The organism is Nocardiopsis valliformis DSM 45023 (assembly GCF_000340985.1).
GTDB classification, from domain to species: domain Bacteria; phylum Actinomycetota; class Actinomycetes; order Streptosporangiales; family Streptosporangiaceae; genus Nocardiopsis; species Nocardiopsis exhalans.
The window spans coordinates 61223-81358 of sequence record NZ_ANAZ01000003.1 but is presented as its reverse complement, the minus strand read 5'-3'; the positions used below and the strand labels follow the sequence as shown (position 1 = coordinate 81358).

The 20136-nt window shown below is 71.4% G+C and carries 14 protein-coding genes; 10 read left to right on the top strand and 4 right to left on the bottom strand.

The genetic code is table 11. The features are described 5' to 3' along the window. Window positions 1-249 precede the first annotated feature (249 nt). Both D457_RS0103045 and D457_RS0103040 read left to right on the top strand, forming a co-directional pair. Window positions 250-1674: an acyltransferase family protein gene (locus tag D457_RS0103045; RefSeq protein ID WP_017579167.1), complete on the top strand. Its 1425-nt coding sequence runs from the start codon at window positions 250-252 to the stop codon at window positions 1672-1674. Window positions 1675-1692: 18 nt separating this feature from the next. Continuing rightward, window positions 1693-2514 carry an alpha/beta fold hydrolase gene (locus D457_RS0103040; protein WP_017579166.1) on the top strand — a complete coding sequence of 274 codons (822 nt, stop codon included), beginning with the start codon at window positions 1693-1695 and terminating at the stop codon, window positions 2512-2514. 33 nt (window positions 2515-2547) lie between these two features. Here D457_RS0103040 and D457_RS37425 read toward each other — a convergent pair whose 3' ends face one another. Then, window positions 2548-4539 (bottom strand): cation:proton antiporter domain-containing protein, encoded by a 1992-nt coding sequence (locus D457_RS37425; protein WP_017579165.1) that lies wholly within the window; start codon window positions 4537-4539, stop codon window positions 2548-2550. 270 nt (window positions 4540-4809) lie between these two features. On the opposite strand from D457_RS37425, the gene D457_RS0103030 reads away from it, so the two are divergent. After that, complete coding sequence (locus tag D457_RS0103030; protein ID WP_017579164.1) at window positions 4810-6099, top strand: AGE family epimerase/isomerase; 1290 nt, start codon at window positions 4810-4812, stop codon at window positions 6097-6099. Then, window positions 6096-7070, top strand: a complete 975-nt coding sequence (locus D457_RS0103025) for a carbohydrate kinase family protein (RefSeq protein WP_017579163.1) — start codon at window positions 6096-6098, stop codon at window positions 7068-7070. The genes D457_RS0103030 and D457_RS0103025 overlap by 4 nt, the downstream gene beginning before the upstream one ends. Before the next feature lie 260 nt (window positions 7071-7330). Here the strand turns inward: D457_RS0103025 and D457_RS0103020 are convergent, their stop codons facing one another. Beyond that, on the bottom strand, window positions 7331-8485 hold the full coding sequence (locus D457_RS0103020) for a carboxylate-amine ligase (RefSeq protein ID WP_017579162.1): 1155 nt from the start codon (window positions 8483-8485) through the stop codon (window positions 7331-7333). Window positions 8486-8900: 415 nt separating this feature from the next. On the opposite strand from D457_RS0103020, the gene D457_RS0103015 reads away from it, so the two are divergent. From D457_RS0103015 to D457_RS0102990, 6 genes are all read left to right on the top strand, one after another. Then, window positions 8901-11675, top strand: a complete 2775-nt coding sequence (locus D457_RS0103015) for a LuxR family transcriptional regulator (RefSeq protein ID WP_017579161.1) — start codon at window positions 8901-8903, stop codon at window positions 11673-11675. A 137-nt stretch (window positions 11676-11812) separates the two neighbouring features. Further along, window positions 11813-12667, top strand: a complete 855-nt coding sequence (locus tag D457_RS0103010) for an ABC transporter ATP-binding protein (RefSeq protein ID WP_017579160.1) — start codon at window positions 11813-11815, stop codon at window positions 12665-12667. 47 nt (window positions 12668-12714) lie between these two features. Continuing rightward, window positions 12715-13434 carry an ABC transporter ATP-binding protein gene (locus tag D457_RS0103005; RefSeq protein ID WP_026116277.1) on the top strand — a complete coding sequence of 240 codons (720 nt, stop codon included), beginning with the start codon at window positions 12715-12717 and terminating at the stop codon, window positions 13432-13434. A 10-nt stretch (window positions 13435-13444) separates the two neighbouring features. Beyond that, the gene (locus D457_RS0103000; protein ID WP_017579158.1) at window positions 13445-14296 is read left to right on the top strand and encodes a branched-chain amino acid ABC transporter permease; all 852 of its coding nucleotides are present in this window, start codon (window positions 13445-13447) and stop codon (window positions 14294-14296) included. A gap of 6 nt (window positions 14297-14302) precedes the next feature. Next, window positions 14303-15400 (top strand): branched-chain amino acid ABC transporter permease, encoded by a 1098-nt coding sequence (locus tag D457_RS0102995; protein ID WP_017579157.1) that lies wholly within the window; start codon window positions 14303-14305, stop codon window positions 15398-15400. A 24-nt stretch (window positions 15401-15424) separates the two neighbouring features. Next, window positions 15425-16750 carry an ABC transporter substrate-binding protein gene (locus D457_RS0102990; RefSeq protein WP_026116276.1) on the top strand — a complete coding sequence of 442 codons (1326 nt, stop codon included), beginning with the start codon at window positions 15425-15427 and terminating at the stop codon, window positions 16748-16750. A gap of 581 nt (window positions 16751-17331) precedes the next feature. Here the strand turns inward: D457_RS0102990 and D457_RS0102985 are convergent. Both D457_RS0102985 and D457_RS0102980 read right to left on the bottom strand, forming a co-directional pair. Then, a complete protein-coding gene (locus tag D457_RS0102985; protein WP_026116275.1) occupies window positions 17332-18264 on the bottom strand; it encodes a dienelactone hydrolase family protein in 933 nt (310 codons plus the stop codon). 213 nt (window positions 18265-18477) lie between these two features. Beyond that, window positions 18478-19998, bottom strand: a complete 1521-nt coding sequence (locus tag D457_RS0102980) for a cytochrome P450 (RefSeq protein ID WP_026116274.1) — start codon at window positions 19996-19998, stop codon at window positions 18478-18480. Window positions 19999-20136: the final 138 nt, after the last annotated feature.

Here is a 20136-nt window from a genome sequence, read left to right as displayed (position 1 = left end):
GGGGTGGGCAGACCGCCGGGACGAGAGGGTACCCAGCGCCCTCGCACCCCCTTGACCCTGCGCCTAGGGTCGTTAACAGCGACCCGTCACCGCTCGGGATCCGTGCCGGTGAACGCCCGTGAACAGGGCAGACGCCGGGAAACGTGTCGAAACCCCCACAGGTCAGCACAGCCCGGTCATCACGGCCTCAGCACCGCTGTGTGCATGGCCGCCTCCCAGAGACCGGGAAGACCAAGGAGCGACAACTCTATGACCCTGACCGTCGAGCCCACAGGCGGGGACCGACCGCCGACCACGGCCCTCCTCAAGGCTCCGGTACGCGCCGTGCCGAAACCGGTGGTCGGTCGTGACCGCTTCCTCGACGCCCTGCGTTTGTTCGTCATGGTCCTGGTGGTCGTCCAGCACTGGTGGCTGCCGGTGCTGACTGTGCAGCCCGAGGGCGAGCTCGCGGCGACCAGCGTCCTGAGCACCCCGGGCGGGTTCGCGCTCACCTGGGTCTCCCAGGTCATGCCCCTGATCTTCTTCGTGGGCGGCGCCGCCAACCTGATCAGCTGGCGCTCGGCCTCGGCCCGGGGCGAGAAGGCCTCGGTCTGGTGGGCCAAGCGGCTGCGGCGGCTGGCATGGCCGGTGGTCCCGCTCGCCGTGGTGTGGATCCTCGTCTCGCACCTGGCGGTCCTGGGCGGCGCACCCGCGCAACCGGTCCTGGTCGGCGCGGGCGCCGCGGGCATGGTGCTGTGGTTCCTCGCCGCCTACGTGCTGGTGGTCGTGGCCACGCCGGTGCTGGCGGCCGCGCAGGAGCGGTTCGGTTGGTGGGTTCCGGCCGCGCTGCTCACCGGTGCCGCCGTCGTCGACCTGAGCCGGTACGGGTTCGGGGTGGACGCGTTCGGCTTCCTGAACGTGGCGTTCGTCTGGCTGGCCGTCCACCAGCTCGGTTTCCACTACGCGACCGGTACGATCCGCCGGGTGCACGCGGGGTGGATGGCCGCGGCCGGTGCCGTGGTCGCGGTGGTCCTGGTCTACGCGGGCCCCTACTCGCTGAACATGACCGGTGTGTTCGCCGCCGAGACCTCGAACGTGGCCCCGCCGACCCTGGTGCTGGCGGCGCTGGGCACGGTCCAGGTGGGCATCGCGGTGCTGCTGCGGGACCGGATCGCCGCGTGGTCGGACCGGCCCGGGCCGGCGCGCATGCTGGACTGGGTCTCCCCGCAGCTGATGACCGTGTACCTGTGGCACATGCTGCCGATCACCGCGGTCGCCGGGGTCGTGGTGTACGGCCTGGGGATCAACACGCCCGACCCGATGACCGGGCTGTGGCTGCTGTGGGGCGTGCTCGGTGTGGCGGTCCTGCTGCCGCTGCTGCTGCCGCTGGCCCACTGGGCGGTGCGGTTCGAGAACCCGCCGAAGGTCCTGCGGGGCGACCCGGGCCTGATCCGGGTGCTGGCCGCCGCGGCGCTGATCGGCGGGGGCCTGCTGGCCCTGACGGTGGCCGGTCTGGGCTTCGGTCTGGCCCCGGTGCTGGGCCTGGTGGCCGTGGTGTCGGGCCTGCTGCTGACCGCGGCCCCGCGGGTTCGTCCCGAGTGTGTGGACGGCTCCGCCGGAGAGTCAGCTGAAGGGTCAAGCTGGGTGCACCTTTTGTCTAGTTTCGTGGCTCGGGTTGGCGGCCGGAGCGCATAGCTCGGGTAGACCGGTGAGATGAACCCCAGACACATCGCCTACGACCGACACGGCAGCGGCCGCCCCGTGGTGCTCCTGCACGGGCTGGGTGATCGCAGACAGTGCTGGCGGGCCGTGTCGCCCCGGCTGACCGACGACTACGAGGTCCTCAGCGTGGACCTGCCGGGGTTCGGGGCGTCCCCGGCCCCGGAGCGGGACGAACCCTACGACGTGCACAGCCTCGTGCGGGTCATTCGGGAGTTCTGCGAGCTGCACGGCCTGGAGAACCCGCACCTGGCGGGCAACTCCCTGGGCGGCTCCATCGCTCTGGAACTCGGGGCCCAGGGGGTCGCGGGCTCGGTGACGGTGTTCTCCCCGGCCGGGTTCTCGGACCACCTCGCCCGCTGGGGCATGCGCACGGTGGGCCTGATGGCCAACCTCGCCACCCGCATCCCGATGCCGGTCAAGGAACGGCTCGCCGACACCCCGCCCGCGCGGGCCGCGGCCCGGATCGCCCTGCGCGGCGACCCCTCCTCGCCGGAGGCCAAGGCGACCCGCTTCGGTGTGCGGGGTCTCGAACCGGGCGCGCCCTATGTGCGGATGGTGCGGAGGATCGCCGACTACGACTTCACCCCGCGGCCGATCCCCTGCCCGGTCACCATCGCCTGGGGCGACCGGGACCGGACGCTGCTGCCCTCCAGCGCCGAGCACGCGCACCAGCGGGTGCCCAACGCGCGCATGGTGTCCCTGCTCGGGTCCGGGCACATCCCGATGGCGGACGACCCCCGCACCGTCGCCGAGCACATCCGCTGGACCTGCCGCGCCGCGGACCGGGGGGCCAGGACGGCCCCGAGGGGGTGAGCGCCGCCCGGTGCGGAGCTCACCCCCTCGGGATCACGCCCCGCCGGCTTCGGACCGGTCCGGCTCGATCGTGACCGAGTCCAGGTAGCACCAGCCCCAGCTCTCGCCGGGTTCCACGGACGTCACGATCGGGTGCCCGCTGTCCTCGGCGTGGGCACGCGCGTGTGCGCCGGGAGAGTTGTCGCAGCAGCCCACGAAACCGCAGCCGGCGCACAGGCGCAGGTCGGCCCACTCATGCCTGCCCCGCCGGAGGCACTCGGTGCAGCCTGGGCTCTTCGGCAGAACGGGCTGGAGGCCCTCCGTGTGCGCGCAGGAGGAGCCGGGGTCCGGTGCGAAGAGGGACATGACGGTGGGGTCGGGGCGGTACTCCCCGGCGCGGTCGATGCCGAGCAGGTCCAGGACCGCGCGCCCCAGCGGCTCGGTGACCGCGCGCTGGGTGTCCACCACCCGGGCGGCGTGCGCCTCGTACAGGCCGGGGACATCGGGGGCGTCCAGGGGCCGCACCACGATCGGGATGCCGGGGGCGACCCCGTTCAGGATGTGAGCGGTGTGGGTGGCCTCCTCCGCCGTGTGCTCGGTGATTGCGATCAGCTTCACCCGGTCCATGTCGATCTCGTGGAGGACGCTCGTCTTCGTGGACTCCCCCCGGACGACGGTGTGTCCCTCCGCTTCGGCCTGGGCCGCCAGGTCCGGGTTGAGGGTCGTCACCGTCACCGGGACGTTGTTCGAACGCAGGTAGGCGGCGAGGTTCCGGGCCACCGGGCCCCAGCCGGAGACCAGGACGCGGTCCCGTGCGTCGCTGTGCTCCTGGCTGCCCTGGTTCCCAGTCGGGGCCGGTCGCTGCCCCATCCGTTTGGCGATGCGCTCGCCGAGGGCGCCGAGCGCGGGGGTGGCGGTCATGAGGACTACGGTGACGGCCACGAGGAGCTGGTCCCCGTCGGCGCCCAGCCCGGCCGGGCTGAGCCCGTACTCGGCGCCCACTTGCTGGAGGACGAAGGAGAACTCGCCGATCTGGGCGAGGAGGAAGGCCGCTCCCACCGCTGTCGGCGCCCCCACTCGCAGAACGGAGACCGCCGTGTAGGTGGTGGCCACCTTGATGACCACCACGGCGAGCGCCGCCAGCAGGACCATCCACCACAGCTGGGCCAGCACGGCGAGGTCGAGCATCATGCCGATCGACACGAAGAAGACAGCGCTGAAGATCATCTGGAGCGGCATGACCTCGCTCAGCGCGTGGGCGCTGTGCCGGGACTCGCTCAGTACCATGCCGGCGAGGAAGGCCCCCAGGGCGTCGCTGACCCCGGCCAGAGAGGTCAGGTAGGCCACGCCCAGCGCGATGGCGACGATGGACAGCAGGAAGATCTCGGGGGAGCACAGGCGCGCCACCCGCTCCAGTAGCGGCGGCATCACCTTACGGGCGATGACGATCACGGCGGTCAGGACCAGCACCGCGGTCCCCAGGGCCTGGACGATGTCCCACACGCCCTCGCTCTGGCCGCCCAAGATCGGGATCAACAGGACCATCACGATGATGGCGAGGTCCTGGAGGATGAGGGTGCCCACCGAGGCCTGGCCGACCGGCTGTTGCGTGATCCCCTTCGCCGCGACCACCTTGAGTACGATCGCCGTGGAGGAGAGCGCGACGAGGAACCCGGTGAAGACACCGACCCGCCAGTCGACCCCGAACAGCACGCAGAGCACCGTCACGACGGCGGTGGTCAGCAGCACCTGGACCGTTCCGCCGCCGAGCACGAACTTCTTGATCCTGGCGAGGCGTGCGATGGAGAACTCCACGCCGATGGTGAACAGGAGCAGCATGACCCCGATCTCGGCCGCGGCCTCCACCTGGCTCTCGTCCGCGACCACCCCCAGCTGGTGCGGGCCGATGAGGACGCCGGCCAGGAGGAAGCCCACGATGGGCACGACCTTCAACCGGACGAAGAGAGCCCCGATGAGTCCTGCCGCGACGAGCAGGGCCACGATGGGGCCTAGGTATACGGGGGTCTCCCCCGCGGCGAGCATCATTGGTCTGTCTCCTGGATGTTCCCGGTGGTGTGGTGTGGGTGCGCCGCGGCGCCCGTGTGGCAGGCAGGACACAGGGGTGTTGTCGCGCTGACCTGGTCAGACCAAACCATTGGTGGGGAGCCGTGGCAACTGGTCAAGATATATCGTCATGAATGTCACGTGCGGTCCCGGGGCTGTCGGAGCCCCGCCGCGGGTGGCTCCCCGGTCTTTCCCGGGGGGAGGGCCGCGGGATACGGTTACGCGCGCAACGACTCCCGAGGAGGCACTGGTTTGACCGCATCGACACATTCGCTCCCCGGCGGCCCCGCCTGGTTGAAGGCGGAGGAGCGGCGCCTGGTCGGTTTCGCCGCGGGGGCCGCGGTCTCCGACGGCTTCGGCTGGCTGGACGCCAAGGGCGGCGTGGAACCTGACCGCCCGACCGAGACCTGGATCACCGCGCGCATGACGCACGTGTTCTCCCTGGCGCACCTGCGCGGCGACCCGGGCGCGGCGGAGCTGGCCGACCACGGCCTGGCCGCGCTGTCCGGGCCGCTGTACGACGTTGAGCTGGGGGGTTGGTTCGACGAGGTGCCCGAGGGCGGGGACGCGGCCGCAATTCGGGAGCGCTCCCAAGTGGGGGGCGGCACAGCTCTGCCGCACAAGTCCGCCTACCCGCACGCGTTCGTGGTCCTGGCCGCGTCGTCGGCCGTCCTCGCCGCCCGGCCCGGCGCGCGTGAGCTGCTCGACCGTGCCCTGACCGTGTTCGACGAACGCTTCTGGGAGGAGGAAGCGGCCTGCGTCCGGGAGAGCTGGGACGCCGACTGGACCGTCGCCGAGCCCTACCGCGGCGCCAACAGCGCCATGCACTGGGTGGAGGCGCTCCTGGCCGCGGCCGACGCCACCGGTGACCTCCGCTGGACGCGGCGGGCCCTGGCCATCGCCGAACGCCTGGTGCACGGGGTGGCCGCCGCGCACGACTGGCGCCTGCCCGAGCATTTCACCCCGGACTGGCAGCCGATCCCGGACTACAACCTGGACCAGCCTGACCACCCCTTCCGGCCCTTCGGCAGCACCACCGGCCACCTGCTGGAGTGGGCCCGCCTGCTTCTGCACCTCGAACTCGCCTTGGAGCGCGTGGGCGAGGCCGCCCCCGCCTGGCTGCGTACCGACGCCGAACAGCTCTTCGCCAACGCCGTCCGGCGCGGCTGGCAGGTGGACGGCGCGGAGGGGTTCGCCTACACCCTGGACTGGCAGGACAAGCCGGTGGTACGCCAGCGCATGCATTGGGTGGTCGCCGAGGCCACCATGGCGGCGTGGACGCTGGCCCGGCGCACCGGCGACCCGGCCTACACCGAGCACTACGACCGCTGGTGGTCCTACGCCGACCGCTTCCACGTGGACCGCGAGCACGGTAGCTGGCGGCACGAACTCGACCCCGCGAACCAGCCCTCGGGCTCGGTGTGGGCGGGCAAACCGGATGTCTACCACGCCTACCAGGCCACACTCCTGCCCCAGGTGGGCTTCGCACCCTCGATCGCGGCGGCCCTGCCCGCCGCCGACAACGACGGAGGTGTCGCGTGAGCGACCAGGTTCCCGCACGGCTCGTGGTGGTCGGGGAGAACGTCATGGACCTCCTGCCCACCCGGCACGGCCCCGACGTCCTGCGTGCGGCGCCCGGCGGCGGCCCGGCCAACACGGCGGTGGCCGCCGCCCGGCTGGGTCTGCCCACCCGGCTGTTGGCACGCATCGGCTCCGACGGGTTCGGTGAGATGATCCGCGCCCGCCTGCTGGCCGAAGGGCTGGACCCGTCCGGCCTGATCGCCGCCGAGGAACCGTCCGCGTTGGCCCTGGCAACCCTGGACGGGAACGGGGCGGCGCGGTACGACTTCCGTATGGACGACGCCGCGGACTGGCGGTGGCAGCCAGGCGAGCTCCCGGAGAACTTCGAGCCCGGAGTCAGGGCGGTACACGCCGCCTCGATCGCGCTGTTCCGGGAGCCGGGGGCCTCCCTCGTCGAGGCCCTGCTGCGGCGCGAGCACGGCCGGGGTCAGGTGACGGTCACCCTCGACCCGAACATCCGCCCGGACGTGATCGGCGACCCGGCCGCGGCCCGAGCCCTGGCCCTGCGGCATGCCGCCCAGGCCCACGTGCTCAAGGCCAGTGACGAGGACCTCGCCTTCCTCTACCCGGGGCGCAGCCCGGAAGACGCCGCCCAGGCCCTGGCGGCGCTGGGCCCCGCCCTGGTCGTGGTCACCCTGGGGGCGAAGGGTGCCTTCGCCCTCTCCCACGGGGTGTCGGCCTCGGTTCCCGCCCCGGAGGCGGAAGTCGTGGACACGGTGGGCGCGGGGGACTCCTTCATGGGCGCCCTCCTCCACCGCCTGGACCTGGACGACCGCCTGGGCCCCGAACCCCGGAACCGCCTGGCCGGACTCACCGAGCAGGACCTGACTGCCCTGCTGTCCTTCGCCGCCACCGCCGCGGCCCACACGGTGACCAGGGAGGGCGCCGACCCGCCCACCGCCACCGAACTACGGAACAGGCTCGGTGCCTAGGGCGTGTTCGGCGCCGCGAGAGGCAGCCTGGTGGTCGCGAGCACGGAATGATCCGCTGAACACGCCCTGGGGCTGCCTCATTCCAGTCCAGCCCCGGCGGGAGCATCCGACTCCCGCTCTCGCCGGGGTTTTCCACAGGCTGGGGATACCCGACTTGTGGCGTGCCGGGGCGGGCCCGCATTCTCGATGTATGGGGGATGCTTCGCTTCCGCCCGCCTCAGCATGCCCAGAACCCACTCACCACCCCAGCCCCGCGCGGGTTACCCGAGGCCTTCCCTGGTCTGGGTGAGGACGTGGTCCACCACGTCGGTCATCCGTTCCCGTTTGGCGTAGGCGGCGCGTTGGCGGTAGGCGCCCGAGCCCGAGGTCAGGACGCGGTCGAGGAGGGAGGACACCAGGTCCGTGTCGCCGGTGACGGCCAGGCCGGGTAACGCGGCCCGCCGAACCCGTTCCATCGCGGCGCTCGCGGTCAGCGCCTCGCCGGTCAGGGGGTCGGGGACGACGCCCTCCAGACCTTCACGGGCGGCTCGCCAGACGGCGGCGCGCAGGGTGGGGGCGCTGATGGCGGGGGCCGGGGCGCCGACGCGTACGTCGGTCAGGGCCCGGGTGGTGAGCCCTCGGGTGAGGGTGGCGAAGAGCAGTGCCTCCTCGGCGGTGGCAGCCACGTCCCCGACCCGGATTTCCAGGGTGGGCAGGTGGTCGGAGAGGCGGATGTCCCAATAGACCATGTGCCGGTCCAGGATCGCTCCGGTCGAGGCCAGGCCCCGGACGGCGCGTTCGTGTTCGGTGAGGGTGCGCAGCAGGGGCGGCGGTCCGGAGGAGGGCAGGCGGTTCCAGGTGACCGTGCGCCAGCTGGCGTGGCCGGTGTCGCGGCCGGACTGGAAGGGGGAGTTCGCGGAGAGGGCGACGAGGAAGGGCAGCCACCGGCGCAGGTGGTCGCTGACGGCCACGGCGGTGGGGCGGTCGGGTACGCCGACGTGCACGTGGCAGCCGCAGACCACGTGGGAGTCGCGCAGGGCGCCGAAGTGGGCGGCGATGGCGGCGTAGCGGCGGCCCTCGCTGAGGGAGGCGGCGGCGGGGTCGCCGAGGATCACGGTGCCGGTGGCTGCCACGGCCAGTCCGGCGTCGGCGGCGGCCCGGTGGAGTTCGCCGCGGGCGGTCACCAGGAAGGAGCGGGCGTCCTCGGCGGTAGTGCACACGGGGCTGTTGGCCTCCACCTGGGCGCCGGTGAACTCACCGCACAGGTGGGCGCCGAGGCCCCGGGTGCGGGCCAGGACGTCGGGTGCTCTGGAGAGGATGCGGCGGGTGCGGGGATCGACGACGAAGAACTCCTCCTCTACACCGAACGTGAGGGGTCGGTTCGCGGTGCCGACGGGAACGGGTCGGTCGTCCGCTGTCAGGGAGCGGTTCTCCATGCGGGTCCTCCGGCTGTCCGATCCAGTGTGTCCCGCACTGGATATCCCGGCCGGGGACGTCACCGACAGTGTCCTGAAGAGGACAAAAAACTATCCAGAGAGTTCTATGGGTGATTTGTCTGGTTCGCGGGTGAGGTGTTGCCCGCACGTTACGTCTTGATAACCAGGCCGGACGCGTGCGGGGGCGGTCGGGGGTGCCGCCACCGTCCTGCCGGGGTGATGGGTGTCACTTTTTCCCGAGCACGGAAACGCAGGTGGGCAACGGGTTCCACTCCCGGAACACCTCTCCCGGGAGGCCCTCCGAAAGCCGTCCGAGCCCCCTGGCGCGGGTACCGTGTGTGACTCCGTGCGGGTATCGGTGAAACGACCAGTGTGCCCACACAGACCTGCCGGAACAGGGTGTCGCTGTGCGAATGTGAGCAACGTGACAGAACGGTACACGGAGCCCCTGAGCGTACGCCTCCGGGGCCGGGACGCTGAGCAGCGGATCCTCGCCGAAGCCTTGGGCGACGCGAGGTCCGGGCGAGGTGCGTCCGTGATCCTCACGGGCGGCCCCGGCCGAGGAAGGACCACCCTTCTCGAACACACTCGTAACACCGCAGGTGGATTCACCGTCCTGCACATGGCCGGGGTCACCGACGAGGCCGACTTCCCCCTCTCCGGACTCCAGCGCCTCCTCCGGCCGGTGGAACCGGCCCTGGACCGGCTTCCCGAACCCCGACGCGAGCTGCTGTGCGCGGCACTCACCCGGGGCGGCGTCGCCGAGACCGACCGCTTCGCGCTCTACACCTCCCTTCTCGACTTCCTCTCCGAAGTCAGCGCCGAGCAGCCCCTCCTGCTGTGCGTGGACGACGCCGACCTCCTCGACGATGCCTCCCTCGCCGCCCTGGCCTTCGCCGCCCGCCGCCTCACCGGCACCCGGGTCGTCGCGGTGTTCGCCGCGGGGGAGGGCCCCGGATCCGCTCTGGTTCCGGGGGTCGCCGAGCAGGTCCTCGCCCCGTTGGAGGACCGCGCGATCCACGACATCCTCACCGACCGCGCCCCCGCCCACCTGTCCTCCTCGGTCCGCGCCGCCCTGGTCCGCGCCGCCCACGGCAACCCGGCCGCCGTCCTCGGCTTCCTCGCGGCCCTGACCACGGAGCAGGTCCAGGGCGACCAGGCCCTTCCTGAACCCCTGCCCCTGGCCGGGCGTCTGCGGGCGGCCCAGCTCGCCCCGTACCAAGAGCTTCCCGAGCGGACCCGGCAGATCCTGCTGCTCGGTGCCCTGGCTGCCGAGCCCCGCGTCCACCTGCTGCTCGACGCCGCCGACGGCCCGCACCTGTCCGTGACGGAACTGGAACCCGCCGAGGAGCGCGGCCTGGTGCGCGTGGACGGCGACACCCTGGTCTTCGTTGATCCCCTGCTACGTGAGGCCGTCGCCCAGGGCACCCCCGCCGGGCGTCTGCGCGAGGCCCACCGGGCCCTGGCCGCGGTGACCGACCGCGAGTACGCCCCGGTCGAGTTCGCCCGGCACACCGCCTGCGGGGCCGACGTCCCCGACGCCGACCTCGCCGATCAGGTCGCGGCCGCGGCCAGGCGGGCCAAGCGCCTGGAGGGCCCGATGCCGGCCTCGTTCACCAACGAGCGCGCCGCCGCCCTCACCCCCGACCCCGACGAACGCACCTGCCGCCTGGCCACCGCCTCCTTCGAGTCCTACCTGGCCGGGGATTCCGCGCGCGCCGCCCGACTGCTGGGCCAGGCCCGGCCGCTCGCGGTGTCGGACCGGCGCCGGGCCATCGTCGCTCTCATCGAGGCCGAGTTCGAGATGCGCGATTCCAACGCGATCGACGCCGCCGAACGCCTGTACGCGGTGGGTAGCGACCTCGTTCCGCACGACCGCGACCTGGCCCTGCGCGCGCTGGTCCGCTCCGCCGACAGCGCCTCCTACGCCGGTGACCCGGTCCGGCACGCCAAGGCCTCCGAACTCGCCGTGCCCCTGGTCCGCCCGGACGACCCGGCTCCGATGCGGCTGGCCGCCAACTATCTGGAGGGGTGCACGATCTCCTTCCGGGGCGACTACGTGAACTCCACCCCGTTGCTGCGCGAGGCCGTCCGCCTCTCGCACGAGATGACCGCGCCCTCGGAGATGGTGTGGGCGGGCATCAGCGGCCTGCGCCTGGCCGACGCGCCCTTCGTTCGCAATGTGACCTCCCGTGCGGTGGAGGCGGCCCGTTCCCGAGGCGAGCACGCGTTCGTCCCCTCGGCTCTGGCCTTCCTGGTCTTCTCCGAGTTCTGGAGCGGCCGATTCCCGTCCGCGGCCGGTACCGCCCTGGCCGGGTTGCGCGCCTCCCGCGAGTCCGGGCAGTCCATCTGGGCGACCCAGCACCTGGCCTCGCTCGCGATGATCGCCTCCATCCAAGGCGACGTCGACACCTGCCGGATCCGGGCGCGCGCCGTCACCGCCCAGGCCGGGGAGAACAGCCTCGGCCTGCCCTCGGCGCTGGCCGCCTGGGCTCTGGCCGTCCTGGACCTGTCCCGCGGCAACGCCGCGGAGGCGTTCTTCCGGCTGCGCTCCCTGGTACACGCCGGCCCCGGTCACGGGCACCCCACCATGCGCCTGCTCACCGCGCCGCACTTCGTGGAGGCCGCCGTCCGCACCGGTGAGACCGAATGGGCGAGCACCTCCCAGGCCGGCTACCGGCGCTGGGCCGAGGCCGTGGAGAGCCCGAGCGCGCTGGCCCTGGCCGCGCGCGGGGACGGCCTGCTCGCCGCGGGCGAGGAGGCGGCCGACCACTTCGAGGCCGCGCTGGCCCTGCACCGGGTCTGCGGAGACGACGACGTTGAACAGGCACGCACCCAGCTGCTCTTCGGTGCCCACCTGCGCCGGGCCCGCCTACCCGGAAGGGCCCGCGAGCACCTGTACAACGCGCTGGAGACCTTCGAGCGCTTCGGCGCCCGGCTGTGGGTGCGACAGACCCGCGCCGAGCTGCGCGCCATCGGGACCGCCGACCGCGGCCCCGAGACACCCTCCACCGGCGAGCTGACCGCCCAACAGCAGCAGATCGCGCGGCTGGTGGCGGAGGGCGCGACCAACCGGGAGGTGGCTGCGCACATGTTCATCAGCCCGCGCACCGTGGAGCACCATCTGCGGGGCATCTTCCGCAAGCTCAACATCAGGTCCCGGGTGGACCTGGCACGCCTACTGAACTGAAACATCCCCCTGGGTCGGCCGCGACGAGGCGGACGGTCCCCACATCAGCATCGCCCTTGATCCACAGCGCTTTTTCCACTCAGTCATACCAACTGGTCGGTACGGGTTCTCTGGTCGCTACCGCGAGAAAGGCAGTCATGACAACGACCGCACCGGAACATCTCCTGAGAGCGGACGGGGTGACCGTGCGCTTCGGAGGGCTCACCGCGCTCGACGACGTCGGACTCCAGGTCGAGCCGGGCTCCGTCGTCGGCCTCATCGGCCCCAACGGAGCGGGCAAGACCACCCTCTTCAACGTCCTGTCCGGGGTGCTGCGCCCCACGAAGGGAGAGATCTCCTGGAAGGGCGCGCCGCCACCCGGCAAGCGCACCCACCATCTGGCCAAGGCCGGGATCGCCCGCACCTTCCAGGGCCTCAACCTTTTCCCGATGATGCCGGTCATCTGGAACGTCATGGTCGGCGCCGACCGCACCGCCAAAGGCGGAGCGTTCTCGCTGATCAGCGGGTTCGGGCGGCACCACCGCGACGAGCAGGAGCTCAAGGAACGGGCCATGGCCACCCTGATGCGCTTCGGCATCGCCGAGTACGCCCTCCGGCTGCCCGGCACCCTGCCCTACGGCGTGCAGAAACAGGTCGCCCTCGCCCGCGCCTGCGTCAGCGAACCGGAACTCCTCCTCCTGGACGAACCCGCCAGCGGCCTCTCCGGTCAGCAGATGGACACGCTCGCCGACCAGATCCGCGGCTTCAGCCAGCACATGGCGGTCGTCCTGGTCGAACACCACATGGACCTGGTCATGAAGGTCTGCGACCACATCGTGGTCCTCAACTTCGGCAAGGTCATCGCCTCCGGGACCCCTGAGGAGGTCCAGGCCGACCCCGCCGTCACCCAGGCCTACCTGGGCACACCCGCCGACGAAGGTCCCTCGGACGGCGGCCCCGCCGTCGTCGACCCCTCTCTCGGCAACGGCAACGGGAACGGAGCGCTCCGATGAACAACCCGGCCGCCACGAGCACCGGCACCAACGGGAACGGCGGACCCCTGACCGCCGAGTCCCTCCTCAGCGTCCAGGGCCTCAGCGCCTCCTACGGAGCCGTCCGAGCCCTCGACGGCGTCAGCCTGGACATCCCCGAACGCGGGCTGTGCGCCGTCCTGGGCGCCAACGGCGCGGGCAAGACCACCCTGCTGCGCACCCTCACCGGACTGCACCGCGCCTCCTCGGGCAAGGTCCTGTTCGCGGGCGAGGACATCACCCGCCTGCCCACCGAGAAGGTCATCACCCGAGGCCTGGCACACGTCCCCGAGGGCGGCGGCGTGATCGTCGAACTCACCGTGGAGGAGAACCTGCGCCTGGGCGCCCTGTGGCGTTCCGACCGGCGCGATCGCACTACGTTCGACGAGGTCATGGACCTGTTCCCACCCCTGGTGGAACGCCGGAACAAGACCGCCAGCACCCTTTCGGGCGGTGAGCGCCAGATGCTCGCCATCGGCCGCGCGCTCATGGCCCGGCCCAAGGCGCTTCTCCTCGACGAACCCTCACTGGGCCTCGCGCCCCTGGTCACCAAGCAGATCTTCACCCTGCTCCGCGACCTGCGCGACCGCACCGGGCTCACCGTCGTCCTCGTCGAGCAGAACGCCGCCGGGGCCCTGTCCGTCACTGACCACGGCTACGTCCTCAACCAGGGGAGTGTCGCCGCGGAGGGCCCCTCCGACGGACTCCTGGCCGACGACCGCACGCGCCACGCCTACCTCGGCTTCTGAGGGAGACCCCATGAACTACTTCATCACCCTGACCCTCAACGGGCTGGCGTCCGGGGCGGCCTACGCGGCGCTGGCGCTGTCCCTGGTCATCATCTACCAGGCCACCCGGCTGGTGAACTTCGCCCAGCCTGCCCTCGCGCTCCTGTCGGTCTACACCGCCTACACGGTCACCCAGCTCACCGGCTCCTACTGGATCGGATTCGCCGCCGCCCTCACCACCGGTCTGCTGGTCGGTGCCTTCGTGGAACGCGTGATCGTCCGGCCTATCGCCCGCACCTCCCAGCTCAACGCCATCATCGTCACCCTCGGCATCCTGCTGGTGGTCCAGGGCGGGGTCGGCATGATCTGGGGCAACGAGCAGCACGGCTTCCGGTACGCGTTCAGCTACGTGGGCCGCTTCGCGCCCTCTGACGTGTTCGCACTGGCCTCCGTGGGCGTGGTCGCCCTCCTGCTGTTCGCCCTGTACCGGTTCACCCCGCTCGGCCTGCGGATGCGCGCCGCCGCCTTCCGCCCCGAGGCCGCTCGCCTCAGCGGCGTGAAGGTCGGCCTGATGCTCACCGCGGGTTGGGGCATCGCCTCCCTCATCGGCGCGCTGGCGGGCATGCTCGCCGGTCCGCCGTTCATCTCCCCGAACGTCTTCGATGTCGTGTTCGTCTTCGGGATCACCGCGGCGGTCGTCGGCGGCCTGGACAACCCCTTCGGGGCCGTCATCGGTGGCCTGCTCATCGGCCTCGGCATGTCCTACGTGTCCGGGTACGTCGGCCCCGAACTGGCGACCCTGGCCGCTCTGGCCATCGTCGTCATCGTCCTGAGCGTGCGCCCCGACGGCATCCTGTCCCGACCGACCGCGCGAAAGGTGTAGCCAGACATGACCTCGCCCACCACCGAGCGCGAAGAGCGCTCGACCAGCTCCGGCTCCGGAACGGTTCCGCCCGGGCTGCCCCGAACCTCCCGGTGGGGCGCGCTGCCGCTGCCCGCCCGGCACCTGCTGCTGGCTGCGCTCGGGCTGGCCGCCGTCACCGGTCTGCTGTTCGCCACCGGGGACCTCACCGCCCTACGCGTCGCCGCCGTCGGCTACACCATGCTCGCCATCGCGGGGCTGCAACTGCTGGTCGGCGGCTCCGGCCAGGTTTCCCTGGGCCACGGCGCTTTCATGATGATCGGCGCCTACACGATGGCGCTGCTCGTCCTGCACCAGCCGATGCTGCCGCTGGCCGCCAACCTCCTCATCATCGTCGCGGTCTCGATCGCGGCGGGCGTCGTGGTCGGCGCCGCCACCGCGCGCCTGCACGGCCCCTACCTGGCCGGTGCCACACTCATCCTCGCGGTCGGCCTGCCCGGGCTCGCGCACCGCTACCACGACGTCTTCGGCGGCAGCAACGGACTGAACATCCGCACCGCCGGGGCCCCGCCCTTCCTCGACGGCATCGTCTCCACCAGCGAGTGGCGGGCCCTGGTCGTGTGGACCACGGTGGTCATCGGTCTGGCCGCGCTCGCCACGATCTCCGCCGGACGGCTGGGCCGCCGCATGCGCGCCATCCGCGACGACGAGACCGCCGCCGCCATGGCCGGCATCCCCGTCGGCAAGACCAAGGTGGTCGCCTTCGTGATCGCCTCCACCGCGGGCGGCCTGGCCGGCGGCCTCCAGGCGTACGTGCTCGGCACCGTCACCCCCAGCAGTTTCACCCTGGTGCTCTCGCTGACCCTGCTCGCCGCCCTGGTCCTCGGCGGCATCGGCAGCCTGTGGGGTGCCCTGTGGGCCTCGATCGCCATCGTCTACCTGGAGATCTGGGCCAGGGACCTGGCCCGGGCCATGGACCTGACCCGTAACGCCGAGAACAACCTTCCGATCGTGTTCTTCGGCATCGTTCTCATCCTCGTTCTGCGCTTTTGGCCCCTCGGGGTCCACGGCGCACTCCAAAGCCTCAGAGCCCGGCTCCGAGCCCGCAACAGCAACTCTTCTTAATCCCCCCTGACGAAGGAGAAAACCATGCGAAAGCGAAGTGGAACCCGAGCCGTCCTGGCTTCGGCCCTTGCCTTGGCCATGCTGGCCACCGCCTGCTCCGGAGCGGGCGAGGTCGGCGAGGGTGCCGACGTCGACCTGGACGTCGCTCCCGGTGTCACCGACGACACCGTCGTCATCGGCTCCCACCAGCCCCTCACCGGCCCCGCCGCGCCCGGATACATGGCCGTCTCCCAGGGTGCCGCGGCCGTGTTCGAGTACGTCAACGCCCAGGGCGGCGTGAACGGCAGGCAGATCGACTACCGCGTCGAGGACGACAAGTACGACCCCTCCGAGACCATCGACGTCACGCGTCAGCTGGTCATCGAGGACGAGATCTTCGCGATGGTCGGAGGTCTGGGCACGCCCACGCACAGTGGTGTGCTCGACTACCTCAACGAGGAGGGCGTCCCGGACATCTTCCCGTCCTCCGGTGCCCTGGCCTGGAACAACACCGAGGAGCACCCGCTCACCTACGGCTGGCAGACCGACTACACCAAGGAAGCCAAGATCCAGGGCGAGTACATCGCCGAGAACTTCGCCGGCCAGGACGTCGGTTACCTCTACCAGAACGACGACATCGGCGTGGACTCCCAGGCCGGGCTCGACCAGTACCTCGGCGACGAGGTCGTCGCCCGGCAGCACTACGAGTCCGAGGTCCCCGACCTCAGCTCGCAGATGGCCGAGATGGAGAACTCCGGGGCCGAGGTGATCGTCTGCTCCTGCATCCCCGCCTTCGTCGCGCTCGCCATGCTCGAGGCCGCCGGAATGGGCTACGAGCCGCAGTGGGTGGTCTCCAGTATCGGCGGTGACACCGCCACGCTCCAGGCGCTGCTCTCGACGTTCACCGAGGGCACCGACGCCGAGGACGTGCCGGCCGACGCCTTCCTGGCCGACACGATCATCACGAGCTACATGCCGCGGGTGGAGGACGAGGACGACGACTGGGCGCAGTTCTTCCTGGCCGTCTACGACGAGTACGGCGACGGCGGTCCCGTCACCAACACGCACGTGTTCGGCATGACCCAGGCCGTCATGTTCGCCCAGGTGCTGAAGTCCGCTGGCGAGGACCTCACCCGTCAGTCGCTGATCGACGCCCTGGAGACCCAGGAGTGGCAGGGCCCCGGCTACACGCCCTTCGCCTCCAGCGACGGTGACCACGGTGGTCACGAGGGTGTCTACGTCGTCCAGTACCAGTCGGGCGGCGACATCGAGATGGTTCAGGAGGCCCGGGTGACCGACCGCGAGGGCGGCCCCATCGAAGAGGTCGACTTCGAGCGGCTCTCCCCGGAGGACCTTCCCTTCCACGACTAACGGGCAGGATCAGACAGGCGGCCCGGGGGGATCCCTCCGGGCCGCCGTCCTGTGCGCGGACTGTGTCCTGACCGCCTCCTGACCCGTCCGCTTCGAGCACCCCTCTGCCCGGTCCGCCCTGCTCCTCACCGAGGCTCCCTGCGGCCGGGCCCCTCGCCCGCGGCCAGCCGGAGCCGGGTTCTCCCGCGGGACCCGAGGTCGACCACGGTGCCGCCCCAACGATGAGCGTGCCCCGCCGAGCAGGGACGGGGACGAGGCCAGGCTGGCTCCCGTGCATCGCTCGACCGGCGGAGCAGCGTCCTCGGGGTGCATCGGACGAGTTTGTAGGGACTCGGGGCCGCGGCCGTGCTCTCGATGGCCGAGCCGGACCGGTGCGACCCTGCGACTCCGAGCTCCGAGCTCCGGCGCCGAGTCCGGGGCAGCGGCGTTTCCTGCCGACCCGGACTCCCGTCTCCACCGGAACGGGGAGGTGACCGGCGAAGGGCGGGTCACCGGGGCCCTCAGACCCGGGCAGCGCACGAAGGGCGGTGGCCCGGAGGGAAGTTCCCTCCGGGCCACCGCCCTTGTCAGTGTCAGACGGTTCAGCCGCCGTGCGGGCAGGTGTCCCGGTAGTCCGAGAAGTCGGTGCCGAAACCGGTGCGGGGCGGCGGGCAGAGGAACTGGTCGTAACGCACGTCGTCGTCCACGAACCGCTTCAGCCAGGAGATGCTGTACTTCGCGATGGTGGTGTTGGAGACGTTCGGCGCGAAGTGGCTCGCACCGCGCAGCTCCAGGTAGGCGGCGTCCAGGGAGCTGTCAAGGCTCTCGTACATCGGGATGGAGTGCGAGCGGACCGACGCGGTGACGTCGTTCTGGGCGCCGATGATCAGAGTGGGGGTCTGCACGCTCCCCCACCTCTTCTGGGTGTGCCAGGGCGTCAGCGGGATCGCCGCGCGCAGTTCCGGCCGGTCGTCGGCCACCGCGAGGGTGCCGCCGCCGCCCATGGAGTGGCCCATGACCGCCAGGCGGTCGCCGTCCACCATGTCCCTGACGTCACTGCGGTCGACCAGGTAGTCCAGCGCGCTGTCCAGCTGCCGGCCCCGGCTGTTGGGCTGGTCGTACCGCGTGATGGTGTCGATCGTGAACACCACGAAGCCCTGGGAAGCGATGCGGTGCCCGTACCAGGACATGGAGGACGAGCTCGCGGTGTAACCGGGCGCGATCACCACGCCGCCGTAGGTGCCCTCGCTGGTGTCGGTGGGGTGGTAGATGGTGCCGCCGCCGAAACCGCTCACCAGGGACGAGACGCGGGTCGTGTCGGTGTCCAGGTGGCCGCGCAGCGCGGTGACGCTCCGCTCCGTCGGGTCGGGGCCGCGCTCGTGGGGGTTGGCGGCCTGGGCGGGCGCCATAACGGCGCCGGCGCCGAACAGGGAGAGACCGACGACGAGTGCGGACTTCGCGGCGATCGCGGTCAGCCAGGAGCGTTTCCTCGGGGCCTTCGCCGGAGCGGGGGAAGGGGGATTCAATGTTCGCACGTATTTTCCTTTTCTCGTGCAGCGGGAGTCCACGGAATTGACGGGGCCCGTGGACCGGTTCCCATAAAGGGCGATTCCCGGAAATCAGGTTTCTCGGGCTGCCTTATGGGGGCGTGGATCCGACTATGAAGTCGATCTCGTGAACGTGCATCCGTTGAACCACCAGTAGTGGCGGCTTCCCTGTTCACAAGCCCGAAAAACCCACGTCATACTTCACCTTCCGAGGCCGCGCCACCAGTTGAGCAGCCTCCCGAGCAGGTCCTCCGGTGGCTGGTCCTCCTCGGCTACCGGCGGGACCTGCTCCATCTGCTGGGTGCACACGGCGGGCGGTTCGCTCGGCCGGCCGGGCTGGAAGGCGACCGGAAGTTCCCGGACCCCGTGCAGGAACGGGGAGGCCAGCGGGCGCAGCTCCCGCGGGTCGACCGCGAGCCGCAGCCCGCCGAGCCGGTCCTGGAGCACGGTCACACCGGTCGAGGCCACCAGACGGCCCATCGCGCGGGCCGGACAGCTGTGCGGCCCGGCGCCGAACGCCAGGTGGGCGCGGCTGCCGCTGGCCAGACCGGTGTCCGGGTCCGGCCTGCCGACCCGCACGGCCGGGTCGCGGTGCGCCCCTTCCACGCCGAGGTAGACGGCGTCGCCCCTGCGAATCCGCGCCTTGCCGATCCGCACGTCCTGGAGCGCGATCCGTCCGGCCAGCAGCTGCAGAGGGCTGTCGTTCCACATGACGTGGTCCAGCAGGTCGTGCGTGGACAGGCGCGCGTCGGTGTGGGCGGAGCGGATGCGGTCGTCGGTGAGCAGTGTGCGCATGGTGTTGCCGATGAGGTGGGCGGTCATCATGTGGCTGGCGCTGACGATGAGAGACGCCTCGTAGGCGACCTCGAGCGGGGTGAGCTTCGAGGGGTGCGCCATCATCCCGCTGACCAGGTCGTCCCCGGGGTTGTCCGCCTTGCGGGAGACCAGGCCGGCGAAGTACTGCCGCATGCCGTTGATCGCCTCGTCCGTGCGCTGGGCGTCCTCGTGGAAGATGAGGGCGGTGAGGCCGTTCAGCATGTGGCCGTAGCTGTCGGGCAGCCCGAAGAGCCGGTTCACCACCAGGGCGGGGAGCTGGCCGGCGTAGTCGCCGACGAGGTCGGCGCTGCCCCGGGTCACGAACGAGTCCACCAGCTCGTCGGCGATCCGGTGCACGGTGCGGGCCATGGCGTTCATGTCGATCCGGGCCAGGCCGTCCATGATCGGCGCGCGCAGCCGGGCGTGCTCGGCGCCGTCCGCGTAGAGGGCGTTGGGCAGCCAGGTCATCATCGGGACGGTGCGGTCGAGGTCGACCCGGCCCTCGACGGCCTCGCGCCACTTGCGGGTGTCCCGGGCGAACAGGTGCGGTTGCTGGAGGAGGGTGAGGGTCTCCCGGTAGTCGAGCAGCAGCCAGGCGCGCACCCCCGGCTCCAGTTCCACCGGAACGAGGGGCCCGTGCCGCTCGCGCAGCCGTTTCCAGAGCTCGGTGCGCCCCTCGGGCGGGGTGGGCTCGTACAGCCGGATCCTGCCGGCGGGAGAGCCGTGGGCGGCCGGGGGACTCTGTGTGGGCGGGGAGACCTGTGTGGCCGGAGAAACCTGTGTGGCCGGGGCGGCCGTGACCGGGCAGCCCCAAGACCCGGTCGGGTCGTGCGGGGCGGGGTCGCGGACCGGGGCGGAAGCGGGTCGCTCGCCGCCGTTCTCAGCATGGTGCGGATTCGTCGTCATCTCGGGGGTGCGGACACCCGGAGAAAGGTTCGCGGGGCCGCTTCCCTCCCTTCGGGTTGATACGTCACCTGGACACGCGGCACTGACAAGGTGAAAGGAAGGGGAGCGGGGTGTTCGAGAAACGGGGCGGGGCGGCCG